The 13,506-nt window shown below is 64.6% G+C and carries 13 protein-coding genes; 11 read left to right on the top strand and 2 right to left on the bottom strand.

Going from position 1 to position 13,506, the window contains the following annotated elements:
* Positions 1–127 precede the first annotated feature (127 nt).
* From H8B02_RS37365 to H8B02_RS37335, 7 genes are all read left to right on the top strand, one after another.
* Positions 128–1,150 carry a PQQ-dependent sugar dehydrogenase gene (locus H8B02_RS37365; RefSeq protein WP_229170786.1) on the top strand — a complete coding sequence of 341 codons (1,023 nt, stop codon included), beginning with the start codon at positions 128–130 and terminating at the stop codon, positions 1,148–1,150.
* 72 nt (positions 1,151–1,222) lie between these two features.
* Entirely contained in the window at positions 1,223–1,789 is a 567-nt protein-coding gene (locus H8B02_RS37360) for a c-type cytochrome (RefSeq protein WP_229170785.1), read from the top strand.
* 72 nt (positions 1,790–1,861) lie between these two features.
* Complete coding sequence (locus H8B02_RS37355) at positions 1,862–3,253, top strand: amidase family protein (RefSeq protein ID WP_229170784.1); 1,392 nt, start codon at positions 1,862–1,864, stop codon at positions 3,251–3,253.
* Position 3,254: 1 nt separating this feature from the next.
* Positions 3,255–3,731 (top strand): glutathione peroxidase, encoded by a 477-nt coding sequence (locus H8B02_RS37350; RefSeq protein WP_229170783.1) that lies wholly within the window; start codon positions 3,255–3,257, stop codon positions 3,729–3,731.
* On the top strand, positions 3,728–3,988 hold the full coding sequence (locus tag H8B02_RS37345) for a DUF3297 family protein (protein ID WP_229170782.1): 261 nt from the start codon (positions 3,728–3,730) through the stop codon (positions 3,986–3,988). Before H8B02_RS37350 ends, H8B02_RS37345 begins: the two co-directional genes overlap by 4 nt.
* A 144-nt stretch (positions 3,989–4,132) precedes the next feature.
* The gene (locus tag H8B02_RS37340) at positions 4,133–5,302 is read left to right on the top strand and encodes a mandelate racemase/muconate lactonizing enzyme family protein (protein WP_229170781.1); all 1,170 of its coding nucleotides are present in this window, start codon (positions 4,133–4,135) and stop codon (positions 5,300–5,302) included.
* A gap of 168 nt (positions 5,303–5,470) precedes the next feature.
* Positions 5,471–6,532, top strand: a complete 1,062-nt coding sequence (locus H8B02_RS37335; RefSeq protein ID WP_229170780.1) for a hypothetical protein — start codon at positions 5,471–5,473, stop codon at positions 6,530–6,532.
* Between the two features lie 131 nt (positions 6,533–6,663).
* Here the strand turns inward: H8B02_RS37335 and H8B02_RS37330 are convergent, their stop codons facing one another.
* Positions 6,664–8,028 carry a malonyl-CoA decarboxylase gene (locus tag H8B02_RS37330; RefSeq protein WP_229170779.1) on the bottom strand — a complete coding sequence of 455 codons (1,365 nt, stop codon included), beginning with the start codon at positions 8,026–8,028 and terminating at the stop codon, positions 6,664–6,666.
* Positions 8,029–8,186: 158 nt separating this feature from the next.
* Complete coding sequence (locus H8B02_RS37325; protein WP_229170778.1) at positions 8,187–8,987, bottom strand: AraC family transcriptional regulator; 801 nt, start codon at positions 8,985–8,987, stop codon at positions 8,187–8,189.
* Positions 8,988–9,062: 75 nt separating this feature from the next.
* On the opposite strand from H8B02_RS37325, the gene H8B02_RS37320 reads away from it, so the two are divergent.
* The 4 genes from H8B02_RS37320 to H8B02_RS37305 all read left to right on the top strand — a co-directional run bounded on the left by H8B02_RS37320 (position 9,063) and on the right by H8B02_RS37305 (position 13,383).
* A complete protein-coding gene (locus tag H8B02_RS37320; protein ID WP_229170777.1) occupies positions 9,063–10,265 on the top strand; it encodes an MFS transporter in 1,203 nt (400 codons plus the stop codon).
* Between the two features lie 209 nt (positions 10,266–10,474).
* Complete coding sequence (locus tag H8B02_RS37315) at positions 10,475–12,022, top strand: SUMF1/EgtB/PvdO family nonheme iron enzyme (RefSeq protein WP_229170776.1); 1,548 nt, start codon at positions 10,475–10,477, stop codon at positions 12,020–12,022.
* Between the two features lie 34 nt (positions 12,023–12,056).
* Positions 12,057–12,482 carry a DUF4399 domain-containing protein gene (locus tag H8B02_RS37310; protein WP_092116096.1) on the top strand — a complete coding sequence of 142 codons (426 nt, stop codon included), beginning with the start codon at positions 12,057–12,059 and terminating at the stop codon, positions 12,480–12,482.
* Positions 12,483–12,636: 154 nt separating this feature from the next.
* Positions 12,637–13,383 (top strand): transporter substrate-binding domain-containing protein, encoded by a 747-nt coding sequence (locus tag H8B02_RS37305; RefSeq protein ID WP_229170775.1) that lies wholly within the window; start codon positions 12,637–12,639, stop codon positions 13,381–13,383.
* Positions 13,384–13,506 lie beyond the last annotated feature (123 nt).

The following is a 13,506-nucleotide window of genomic DNA, read 5'->3' as shown; positions in this document are numbered from 1 at the left end:
CCCAGCCGCTGCCGCCGGGCTCGCCCATGATCGGCCGTCCGGACAATGAAGCCGCCGCCAAGCTCGCGCCGGTGCGCCGCCGCCGCTGCCATCTGCGCCCGACAAGCTGCCGCTCGCCAAGCTGAAGGTGCCGGCCGGCTTCAATGTCGAGGTCTATGCCGCAGGGATGGCCAATGCGCGTTCGTTGGCGCTCGGCGACAAGGGCACCGTGTTCGTCGGCAGCCGGCTCGTCGACAAGGTCTATGCGATCGTCAACAAGGACGGCAAACGCTCGGTCAAGGTGATCGCCTCCGGCCTCTATCGGCCGAACGGCGTCGCCTTCAAGGACGGCACGCTCTACATCGCCGAGCTCTCGAAGGTCTCCAAGATCGACAAGATCGAGGACAATCTGGACAACCCGCCGAAGCCGACCGTCATCTACGACAAGCTGCCGAAGGACGAGGCGCATGGCTGGAAGTTCATCGCCATCGGTCCCGACAACAAGCTCTATGTCCCGGTCGGCCAGCCCGGCAACAACGTGCTGCATGACGCCGACCACGGCCAGATCCGCCGCATGAATCTCGATGGCTCCGGCGCCGAGGTCTATGCGCTCGGCGTGCGCAACTCGGTCGGCTTCGACTGGAATCCCGAGACCAAGCAGATGTACTTCACCGACAACGGCCGCGACTGGCTGTCGGAGACGGTGCCGGAAGACGAGCTCAACCGCGTCACCAAGGCGGGCGAGGATTTCGGCGCGCCGTATTGCTACCAGGGCAACATCATCGACCAGGAGCTCGGCTGGGGCAGGAACTGCAAGGACTACACCGCACCGGTCGGCCTGATGGGTCCGCATACCGCCTCGCTCGGCATGCGCTTCTACACCGGAAGCCAGTTCCCGAAGGCCTACAAGAACGCGATCTTCGTCGCGCGTCACGGCTCCTGGAACAAATCGCAGAAGCAGGGCGGCGACATCGTCGTCGTCAGGCTGAACAAGGACGGCACCGTGAAGTCGGTCGAGCCGTTCATGACCGGTTTCCTCGAGGACAACAAATATGTCGGCCGCCCGGTCGACGTGATGCTGCTGAAGGACGGCTCGCTGCTGGTCTCCGACGACTGGAACGGCGCGGTCTATCGCGTCAGCTACGGCAAGCCGAAGGTCGCCAACCAGTAAGCTGAAACCTGGGGTCGGGGGCAGCGTCTGCTGCCCCCGATTTTCTTTTGAACTGCATGCAAGGATGGACCGATGCGTAGTCTCGCAATCGCCGCGGCGCTGGCCGCTCTCAGCTTCTCCGCAAATGCCGAGACCATCCAGGAGCGCACTGTCGCGTGCTTTGCCTGCCATGGCGAGCATGGCACGTCGGAAACCGAGAACACGCCCTCGCTCGGCGGCCAGCAGGCTCCCTATGCGCTGATCCAGCTCTTCATGTTCCGCGAGAAGCTCAGGGTATTCGACCCGATGAACGAGATGGCGAAACCGATGACCGACGACGATTTGCGCACCTTCTCGGACTTCATCGCCACCTTGCCGAAGCCCACGCCGCCCACGGATGCCGACGATCCCGCGTGGATGGCGCGTGGCCAGGCGCTGGCGCAGCAGAACCGCTGCAACACCTGCCACAACACCGATTTCTCCGGCAAGGAAAACGTCCCGCGCATCGCCAACCAGCGCGAGGACTACCTCGCCAAGACGCTGGCCGAATACAAGGACAACAGCCGCCACGGCTACGACGCCACCATGGCCGACGTGATGCAGACGGTGGCCAAGGAGCAGATCGGCGACCTTGCCTATTACATCGCGCATGTCCGCTGAAACATCAGGCGGCGGGCCGCTGGCCTTGCCCTTCGTGTGGGGCTAAAACGCCTGCGTCATACGGAGTGTCTCATGCAGGATATTTGGCGTTTGTCGGCGGCCGAGCTCGCCTCCCTCATCAAATCCAGGAAGGTCTCGGCGAAGGAGGCGGCCGAGGCCGGGCTCGCCCGGCTCGATGCGGTCAACCCGAAGATCAACGCGGTGGTCGATCACCGGCCGGACGACGTGCTGGCACAGGCAGCATCGATCGATACGGCAATTGCGCGCGGTGAGGCGGTCGGGCCGCTGGCCGGCGTGCCTGTTACCATCAAGGTCAATGTCGACCAAGAGGGCTACGCCACCACCAACGGGCTGAAGGCGCAGCGCGACCTGATCGCCAAGGTCGACAATCCGGTGGTCGCCAATCTGCGCAAGGCCGGCGCGGTGCTGCTCGGCCGCACCAATTGTCCGGCGGTCTCCTATCGCTGGTTCACCACCAACCTCATTCACGGCGACACCAAGAACCCGCGCGATCCCGGCATCACGCCGGGCGGCTCGTCGGGCGGCGCGGGCTCCGCGGTCGCGGCCGGCATCGGCCACATTGCGCATGGCACCGATATCGCGGGCTCGGTCCGCTATCCGGCCTATGCCTGCGGCGTGCATGGCCTGCGGCCGAGCATGGGCCGCATCCCCGCCTTCAACGCGGCATTGCCGGAGCGTCCGATCGGCCCGCAGATCAGCGCGGTGTCGGGCCCGCTGGCGCGGACCGTCAACGATCTGCGCATCTCGCTCGCCGCGATGTCGGCGCCGGACTATCGCGATCCCTGGTATGCGCCGGTGCCGCTCGAGGGACCGCCGCGCGAGAAGCGCGTTGCGATGTGCCTCAATCCCGATGGCCTCAACCCGGTGCCGGAAGTGGTCGCCGCGGTGGCCGATGCCGGCAAGCGCTTGCAGGAGGCCGGCTGGATTGTCGAGGAGATCGCCGACACGCCGTCCCTGCGTGAGGCGGCCGAGATCCAGACCCGGCTCTGGCTCGGCGACGGCTACGAGGCCCAACTCGCCTTCGCCGAGCGCGAGGGCGATCCCGGCGCGCTGGCCTGCTTGCGCGGCGTCCGCGCCAGGGTGCATCCGTTCGACCTGTCGCAGGCGCTGACCCGCCGCGCGACCTTGACCCGCGAATGGTTTGCCTTCCTCGACAAATATCCGGTGCTGCTGATGCCGGTCTCCGGCGAGTTGCCGTTCCCCGATCATCTCGACCGCAAGGACGAGGCGTCGTTCGCGCGGGTGTGGCACGCGCAGCTGCCGCAGATTGCGATCCCCTTCATGGGGCTTCCCGGGCTCGTCGTCTCCACCGGCCTCGTCGGCCGGATTCCGGTTGGCGTGCAACTGGTCGCTGGCCGCTACCGCGAGGATCTCTGCCTTGCCGCGGGCGAGGCGGTGGAAGCCGGCGGCACGCCGTCGTCGCCAATCGATCCGGTGATTTAAGATGGCAACCGTTTACGATTTCACCGCAAAATCGCTCACAGGCGACGAGGTGCCGTTGCAGCGGTTCGAGGGGCAGGTGCTGCTGATCGTGAACACGGCGAGCGCCTGCGGGTTCACGCCGCAATACAAGGGCCTGCAGGAGCTGCACGCCGGCCTCTCGGCGCGCGGCTTTGCGGTGCTCGGCTTTCCCTGCAACCAGTTCGGCGCGCAGGAGCCGGGCGATGCGAAACAGATCGCCGCGTTCTGCGAGACCAACTACGCCGTGACGTTTCCGATGTTCGCCAAGATCGACGTCAATGGCTCAGGTGCGCATCCATTGTACGAGCATCTGAAACGTGAGAAGTCGGGCCTGCTCGGGCCGGCGATCAAATGGAACTTCACGAAGTTCCTGGTCGATCGCTCCGGCAAGGTCGTGGCGCGGCATGCGCCGACCGCCCGGCCCGAAGGATTGAAGAAGGAAATCGAGGCGCTGCTATGAGCGACGACACCAACGACCAATTTCCCGACCGCCTCTCGGTCGATCCGAACAGCCCGTATTACAACGCGGAGATTCTTTCGCGCGATGTCGGCATCCGCTTCAAGGGTGCTGAGAAGACCAATGTCGAGGAGTACTGCATCAGCGAAGGCTGGGTGCGGGTCACCGCCGGCAACGCCAAGGACCGCCACGGCAATCCGCTGACCATCAAGGTGCACGGGCCGGTCGAGCCGTATTTCCGGGATAAGGCGAAGTCCTGACGGGCAGCCTCTACCGTCAACGCGAGGAGCGAAGCGACGAAGCAATCCATCCTATCCAATGGTTCGGATGAATGGATTGCTTCGCTGCGCTCGCAATGACGATGAGGAGAGAGTCCCACGCGTAACTGAAGAAGGCATTTCCACATGTCCGTCCGCATCGTCGACGTCCGCGAGGTGACAAAACCGATCTCCTCGCCGATCCGTAACGCCTATATCGACTTCACCAAGATGACCACGAGCCTGGTCGCCGTGGTCACCGATGTCGTGCGCGACGGCAGGCGGGTGGTCGGCTACGGCTTCAATTCCAACGGCCGTTACGGGCAGGGCGGTCTGATCCGCGAGCGCTTTGCGCCGCGGCTGCTCGAAGCAGATCCGAAATCGCTGCTCGATAGCTCTGGCGCCAATCTCGATCCGGACAAGATTTGGTCGACGCTGATGTCGAACGAGAAGCCGGGCGGCCATGGCGAGCGTTCGGTCGCGGTCGGCACCATCGACATGGCGGTGTGGGACGCGTTGGCGAAGATCGCGGGCAAGCCGCTGTTCCGGCTGCTTGCCGAGCGTCACGGGCTATCAGCCAATCCGCGCGTCTTCGTCTATGCCGCCGGCGGCTACTACTATCCGGGCAAGGATCTCGGCGCATTGCGCAAGGAGATGCGCGGCTATCTCGACCGCGGCTACAATGTCGTGAAGATGAAGATCGGCGGCGCGCCGCTCGCGGAGGATCGCGAGCGCATCGAGTCCGTGCTGAAGGAGATCGGCAGCGAGGCGCAGCTCGCGGTCGACGCCAATGGCCGCTTCGATCTGGAGACCGCGATCGGCTACGCCAAGATGCTGCGGGAGTATCCGCTGTTCTGGTACGAGGAGGCCGGCGATCCGCTCGATTACGCGTTGCAGGCCGCGCTGGCTGAATTCTATCCGGGCGCGATGGCGACCGGCGAGAACCTGTTCAGCCACCAGGATGCGCGCAACCTGATCCGCTACGGCGGCATGCGGCCGGACCGCGACTGGCTGCAATTCGACTGCGCGCTGTCCTACGGGCTCTGCGAATATCAACGCACGCTCGAAATGCTGAAGACCCACGGCTGGTCGCCGAGCCGCTGCATCCCGCATGGCGGCCACCAGATGTCGCTCAACATCGCGGCCGGCCTCGGCCTCGGCGGCAATGAAAGCTATCCCGACCTGTTCCAGCCCTATGGCGGGTTCCCGGACGGCGTGCGCGTCGAGAACGGCCACATTGTCATGCCCGACCTTCCCGGCATCGGCTTCGAGGGCAAGTCCGACCTCTATGCGGAAATGAAGGCGCTGGCGGCGTAGCCGGTGTCCATCCGGGCAGTCCGGCAGGCTTGAGTCCGCTTGCAAAATAATTTGAGCGTCGCTCAATAAAATATTGAACGTTGCTCACGTTCCGGTATACTCATGCAGGAGAGACGCCTCTTTCCGGGTCACTGTGGGAGGCGCGGAACCGGCCATGAGGATAGCCGCATGCCATATTCAGCGAAGAATCTTCGGGACGCCGCCGATGCCGGGGTGATCAGCGCGGCTGATCTGGACCGGTTGCTTGCCTTCCTGGCGAGCCATGACGGGCAGGGCACGGCGGGCGACGCAAGCCCGGCGGCCAGGTTCGATGCCGCCCATGTGCTCTGGTACGCCGGCGCGCTGATCGTGATCGGCGCCATGGGCCTGTTCTCGACCCTGGCGTTCACCCAGATGGGCGGCCGGGCGCTGACGGTGTGCGCGATCGCCTACGCCACCGCTTTCGCGGTGGCCGGTCACCACCTCTGGTACGGCAAGGATCTGCGGGTTCCCGGCGGCCTGCTGATCGCGATCGCGGTCTCGATGGCGCCGCTTGCGGTCTATGGCATCCAGGACGAGCTCGGCTGGTGGGGCAAGTTCGGCAAGCCTGGAACCGTGCAGGATTTCTACATCTGGGTGAAGGGCAGCTGGATCTTCATGGAGATCGCAACCGTTGCCGCCGGCATCGTCGCGCTGCGCTACTTCCGCTTCGCCTTTATCGTCGCGATCATCGCGTTCGCGCTGTGGTTCATGTCGATGGATCTGGCGCCATGGTTCAGCGGCACGAATTATGCCGACTTCGAAACGCGGCGCCGCGTGTCGGTGTGGTTCGGATTGGCCGTCCTCGCGGTGGCCTGGATCGTCGACTATCGCAGCCGCAATGGTGACTTTGCGTTCTGGCTGCATCTGTTCGGCCTGATGGCGTTCTGGGGCGGCATTACCGCGTCCGAAGGATCAACCGAACTCTCGAAAGCGGTCTATTGCCTGCTCAACGTCGGTCTCGTCGCGGTCGCGGTGATCCTGATGCGGCGCGCCTATGCGGTGTTCGGCGCGTTCGGCATCTGCATCTATCTCGGACATCTCGCCGACGTCGTTTTCAAGGACTCGCTGTGGTTTCCGTTCTCGCTGTCGCTGATCGGAATTGCCGTGATCGCCGCAGGCCTGCTCTACCATCGCAACGAGCGTGCGATCGCCGCCTGGCTCGAGGCGCATCTGCCGGCGGGGCTGCGTCCGCGGTCTGCAATCGCGTGACGGCGTCCTCACCGCTTCGCCGATGACGAAGTTCCAAGACGCCGTCATTGCGAGGAGCGAAGCGACGAAGCAATCCATCATCGCGTACGTCGATGGATGGATTGCTTCGCTTCGCTCGCAATGACGGATAACTACGACAGCCGCATGTCCAGCAGCCGCCGGCCTTCGCCCTTCAAGAGCTTCTTCACCGCGCTCGAGGCGATCACCTCGCCATTGTTGGCGTAGGCCTCGTGGTTCTTCTCGATGTCGTCGAGGCGGTAGAGGTAGTTGACCATGATGCCGGCGGATTCGCGCAGGCCCTTGGGCGAGAGGTCGCCGAGCCAGTTGATCCGCTCCAGCCGTGCGCCATTGCCGAGATGGAAGCGCGCGACCGAATCGATCAGCCGTGCCTTCGGCGTGCGCGCCTTCAGGAAGTAATAGGCGGCGAGCGGCTCCAGCACGGCGCGCAACTGCGTGGCGAGCTCGGGGTTCTCGAACCAGTCCGGCTTGCCGAGGCTTTCCAGGAGCTGGCGGTCTTCCTCGGTAAGCGGCACGTCATCGGCCTGCTTCACCCATTGCATGAAGCCCGGCACCGGCGACAGCGTCACGAAATTGTCGAGCTTGGGCAATTCGCGGCGCAGCTCCTCGACCACCTGCTTGATCAGGAAGCTGCCGAACGAGATGCCGCCCAAACCGCGCTGGGTGTTGGAGATCGAATAGAACACCGCGGTGCGGGCGCGCTCGACCGGCACCGGCTCGCGCTCTTCCGCAAGCAGCGGCGCGATCGCGCCCGGGATGGCCTCGGTCAGCGCGACCTCGACGAAGATCAACGGCTCGTCGGCCAGCGCCGGGTGGAAGAAGGCGTAGCAGCGGCGATCCACCGGATCGATGCGGCGGCGCAGATCGTCCCAGTCGCGGATCTCGTGCACGGCCTCATAGCGGATGATCTTCTCCAGAATATTGGCCGGCGACGACCAGTCTATCCTGCGCAGCACGAGGAATCCCCTGTTGAACCAGGACGAGAGCAGATGCACCACGTCGCGATCGAGCGCGGCGAGGTCCTTGTTGCCCTTCATCAATGAAAGCAGATCCGAGCGGATCGACACCAGCTCGCCGGTGCCGCCCGGCGCGCGATTGAGCCGGCGGATCAATTCCTGGCGGCGCGGCTCGGAGGCAAAATGCAGGTCGCTGGCGTCGCCGCCATCGGCCTTGTCAGTCACCTTGGCGCGCCAGCTCTCTATCGCCTGCGCCAGTCTGGCGTGATCGGGGCCGAAATCGCGGGCCAACGTCTGGAAGAACGACAGGCGGCCGGCGGCATCGAGGTGGTGGTAGCGGTCGAGCACTTCGCGCGCCATCGCGGTGCCGGAGGCCTCGCCGCGGCCGGACAGCAGCGCCTCGCACAATTCCAGGAGTTCGGAGGCATCCTGCTTGTCGTCGGCTGGGCTGGCGCGGCCGAGCAGGACGCGGCCGCGTTCGGAAATCGTCGAGAGCAGGTCGGAGAAGAAGGCGTTGGCCATGTGCGGGTCGTATCCAGCGGGTCGTATTCAGTGAAGCCGGACCTTACACGGGATTTAAGGTCGGGAGGACTGCAATCAAGCGCATGGATCGTACGGAAATATGTCGCAACGCGACAACGGTATAATTCGTTATCGCTGCGCGCGGTGACAAACCCCGTTCACGTTTTCTCCGCGAACGCGGTCGGTGTCTTGCCGGTGACCTGGCGGAACGCATGGGAAAATGCCGGCACGCTGGCATAGCCGAGGTCGGAGGCGACCTGCTTGACCGAAATATTCGCGTTAGTCGACAGGCGTTCGATCGCGGCCGCGATGCGGGCGCGCTGGCACCAGCTCTTGAAGGACAGTTGCGTCTCCGCCGAGAACAATCGCGACAGCGTTCGCGCCGAGGTGCCGACCGTGCGCGCCAGCACATCGATCTCATGGTCCTTGGTCGGATCGGCCAGCACGATGTCGGCGGCACGGCGGCAGCGCGGCTCCTGCGGCAGCGGGATGAAGGTCGCGGAATCCTCGGCCTGGTGCAGTTCCAGCATCACGAGCCTGATCAGGAGGTCGGTGCGCTCGCGTCCGCATGCGGCGTCGAACAGCGCAAGGATCGCCTGGTGCACCAGCGGCGACACCCGCACCACGAATTCATGGCCGAGGCTGTCGCTGCGCTTCTCGCGGGCGAGCCAGGCCCGGTCGAAATACAGCGTGCGCATCTCGATATCGGCGAGCACGTCGATCGCGTGGGGGAGCAGGGCAGGGACCCACACCGCGCGGTCCGGCGGAACCAGCCAGCGGCCCTTCGGCGTCGTCACCTGCATGGTGCCGCTCGCGGCATAGACCAGTTGCGCCTCGCGGTGCATGTGCGGGTCGAGGCGGACGCCCTTTTGGTAGCTGCGCGCGACCATGTGCACCCCGTCACCGGTGACGCGCCGGTCCTTGTGGAGGGCTCTTATTGGCGGCTCAGCGATAGTCATTGGCGACATCCCGTCAGGACAAGGACCTATAACCTATTTTCGAGCAATTGAAGAATCGCGTGAGAGACGTGCCTCATGAGCAGCCCAACCAACAGTCCAAGCAACAATCCAAGCCGGGTGATCAGCTTCGTCAACGCCGGCCATTTCATCGATCACTACGCGATGCTGATTTTCGCGGCCGCCGTCATCATCATGGGCCCGGCGCTCGGCATGGCCTATTCGGAACTGCTGCCCTATGCGACACCGGGCTTCATCGCTTTCGGCGCCGGTTCGCTGATCACGGGCTGGCTCGGCGATCGCTGGAGCCGCCGCCACATGATGGTGATCTTCTTCGTCGGCATCGGCCTGTCGATGATCTCGGTCGGCTTCGTGCAGACACCGCTGCAACTCGGCGCCGCACTGCTGGCGATCGGCGTCTTTGCCTCGATCTACCATCCGGTCGGCACCGCGATGATCGTGTCCTATGCCGAGAAGCTCGGCGCCCAGATGGGGATCAACGGCGTCTGGGGCAATCTCGGCGTCGCCTCCTCGGCGCTGGTGACCGGCGTGATCGGCCAGTATCTCGGCTGGCGCTGGGCCTTCATCGTGCCCGGCACGGTCACCGTGCTGGTCGGCATCGCCTTTGCGATGACGGTGGTGCATGAGGACCGCAAGGGCTCCAGGCAGGCCGCAGCGCAGGTGCGGGTCGCCAAGGAAGACATGTGGCGCGTGGTGCTGTCGCTGCTGATCGTGGTGATCGCGATCTCGACCACCTTCAACGCGGTGACGGTGGCGTTGCCGAAGCTGTTCGCCGAACGGCTCGCCGATTTGACCAGGAGCCCGGCGCTGCTCGGCGTGATCGCGGCCGGGGTCTATGTGTTCGGCGCGATGACGCAGTATACGATCGGCAAGCTGCTCGACAAACATTCGCTGAAGACGGTGGCGCTGCCGCTGTCGTTCATGCTGGCGCCGTTCCTCTATCTGGCGGCGAGCCTGTCCAACCTGCCGCTGATCTTGGTCTCGATCGGCATCGTGATGGGCGCGTTCGGCCAGGTCACGGTGAACGATGCCATGGTCGGCAAGTACACCACCGAGGAATGGCGCTCGCGCGCCTATGCGGTGCGCTATTTCGTCGGCTTCACCGCGGCGGGCGCCTCCGTCGGCCTGGTGGCGTGGCTGTACGACCATGGCGGCTTCTCGATGATGCTGCGGGCGTTCGCGGCGCTGTGCCTGCTGGCGATTGCGGCCGCGATCATCCTGCCGCGCGAGATCCGGACGCCCGCCACGCAGGCGGGTTGACGGCTGGCGGTTTGCCGCACCATTTCAAGCTGAAACAAGCCCGCAGCGCCATCCGCCACCAGCGGATGGCGCTTTTTCGCGCACCGCACCATTCCGTCCGCAAACTTGTCCGGACCCGGCGGTGTGATACGCTCCACACGGGCCTCAGGGCCCAAGGCGCCGGTTGCGCCGATCACTGCCATTTCGTGGTTTGTGGAGCAGCCGAGTCCATGGGCGAAATTCGCGACTTCAGATCGGGCAAGCCGGGCAAGCCACCGCCCGGCGAAGCGATGCCGCGCCGCCTCGCCGCGATCGTTGCCGGCGACATCGCCGGCTACAGCCGCTTGATGGAGCTCGATGAAGAGGGCACCCACAACCGCGTCAAGCGGATCGAGCGCGATCTGATCGAGCCCACCATTTCCGAGCACCACGGCAAGCTGGTCAAGACCACCGGCGACGGGTTCATCGCGATGTTCGACAGTCCGGTCGAGGCCGTCCGTTGCAGCATCGTGATTCAGCAGAACATGATCGGCCGCAACGCGGCGATCGCGAGAGATCACTGGATCGAGTACCGGATCGGCGTCAATCTCGGCGACATCATCATCGAGGCCGACGATATCTTTGGCGACGGCGTCAATGTGGCCTCGCGTCTTGAAGGGATTGCAGCGCCCGGTGAAGTCTTCATCTCCGGCGGCATCTACGAGCAGATCAAGCACAAGATGGTCTGCGGATACGAATCGCTCGGCGACAAGAAGGTCAAGAACATCACCGATCCGGTCCGGGTCTATCGCGTGTTGCCGGACGCTGCCGCGTACCAGAGGACGCGCCGGCGCCGTGAGTCCATCCTGCTTACGCTGCTCGGACTGGCGGTCGCAGTCATCGCTGGCGGCGTGCTTTGGTACATGCTGGCGCAACCGCGCAGCAAGCCGATCGACGTGGCGCAGGTGCCTCCGTCACCGGCCGCATCGCCGGCCGTTCAGCAGCCGGCACCGAGCCCGGCTCCGGCTCCAGGCCAAGCTGCAAGTCCGGTCTCAGGTGCCGCACCGACGCAGCAAGCCTCGCCTCAAGCCGCGCCCTCCGCAACTCCCGCCGCGTCGGTGCCGGAGCCTGAAATGGTCTCGCTCCAGGGCGGCAGCTTCTCGATGGGAAGCAATGACGACCCTTCGGAGCGGCCGATCCGCAAGGTGACGGTCAAGCCGTTCGCGATGGGCAAATATCCGGTCACCGTGCGGGAATGGAATGCCTGCGCGGCGGCCAAGGCCTGTAACTTCACGGCCAGCGGCAAGGACGACGTGCCGGTCACCAATGTGAGCTGGAGCGACGCGAAGCAGTATGTGGCGTGGCTCGCCGAGCGCACCGGGAAGGCCTACCGGCTTCCGAGCGAAGCCGAATGGGAATATGCGGCGCGGGGTGGAACACAATCGAAATACTGGTGGGGCGACCAGATGCAATCGGGCAATGCCGGTTGCAAGGATTGCGGCGGTGGTGCCGGTGCCGCCGAACAGCCGGTCAAGGTCGGCAGCCTCAAGCCGAATCCGTTCGGTCTTTACGACATGGGCGGCAGTGTCGATCAGTGGGTCGAGGATTGCTGGCACAGGAACTACCAGGGCGCCCCGGCCGAGGGCGCGGTGTGGCCCGGCGGCGACTGCGCCTCCCATGTCATTCGCTCCGGCTCGTGGAAGAATGATGCGCGCTATGTCCGTCCGGCCAACCGCGACAATTACGACGCCAACGTTCGCTACCCGACCCACGGTTTCCGGGTCGCGCTGTCTCCCTGAGAGATCGTCTGCAATAGCCAGATTTGGAGGGGTTATGAAAAGTGCAGGCCTGATCATGCTCGCTGCGGCACTGACATTGCTCGCCAGTCCGGCCACCGCGCAAAACAAGCCGGCGGGGAAAGACACCAAGCTGTATTTCATCTGGCCGCACGACGGAGCTAAGGTCAAAAGCCCGTTCTGGTGCCGCTTTGGGCTGCGCAACATGGGTGTCACCCATGCCGGTGACGAATACCCGAACAGTGGCCATCACCATCTTCTGATCGACGTGGATGAGCCGTTGAATCCGAATGAGCCGATCCCGTCGGACAAGTCTCACCAGCACTTCGGTGCGGGCCAGACCGAGACGCAGCTCGATCTGGCGCCCGGCAAGCACACCTTGCAGCTGGTGCTGGGCGACGCCAAGCACTATCCATTCAACCCGCCGGTCGTCTCCGAAAAAATCACCATCCGGGTCAAATAGGCCGATACGGATAGCTCCCTTGCGCGACCGCCGCTTGCGCAAAGCGGCCTCGTGCGGTTTGTTGCGCGCCGCCGGGCGCTCGACCCGGCGTGGAGGGCGTCCGATGTTGTCGCGCCTGCTGCGTCTGGCTGGCCTCGTTCTGGGAGTGATTGTCATGGCCGTATCCGCCAATGCCGACGCCTTGAAGGATCAGATCGCGCCGACCGGAAAGCTCCGGGTCGCGATCGCGATCAGCCCGGCGGGCGGCGCGTTCTGGTCGACCCGGACCGAGAACGGCTATGCCGGCGTTCCCGTCGATCTCGGCAGGGAGATGGCGGCGCAACTCGGCGTTCCCGTCGACTATGTCGTGCACCAGAATTCCGGCCAGATCACCGACGCGGCGTCGAGCAACAGCTGGGACATCACCTTCCTGCCCAAGGATCCCGAGCGTGAGACCAGGATGACGTTCGGGCCGATCTACGAGGTTGCCGACGCCACCTACATCGTCAAGCCGGGCTCGGCGATCGCGAATTTCGCGGCGCTGGACCAGGACGGCGTCAAGGTCGCTGCCGTCAACGCCACCACCACGATGCGGGGTGCGATCGCGCATCTCAAGCACGCCAAGGTCACGGGCTATCAGACCTATGACGAGATCTTCAATCTGCTGAAGAACGGCGAGGTCGACGCGTTCGCGTTGTCGCGCGATCAGCTCAATGCGATGGCCAAAAAGATTCCGGGCACCCGCGTGCTGGACGAGACCTTCAAGCAGACGGTCACTGCGGTTGCGGTGCCGCTCAACCATCCGCTGGCCGCGGCGTTCGCCACCAGGTTCATGACCGATGCGATCGCCAACGGCACGCTGCGCAAGGCCTATGACAATAACGGGCTGAAGGGCTCCCCGGTCCGTACCGAGGTGAAGTAGACCGGCGCGTATCGACTCTTCCACATCATTCTCAACTATCCCCGTCACCCTGAGGAGCGCGCAGCGCGTCTCGAAGGGGCGACGGCCACCAGCCGGGCCGTTCATCCTTCGAGACGCGCTACG

Source organism: Bradyrhizobium altum (genome assembly GCF_020889705.1).
In the GTDB taxonomy this organism is placed as follows: domain Bacteria; phylum Pseudomonadota; class Alphaproteobacteria; order Rhizobiales; family Xanthobacteraceae; genus Bradyrhizobium; species Bradyrhizobium altum.
Note: the sequence above shows the minus strand (reverse complement) of the source record. Positions and strands in the feature narration are given on the sequence as shown.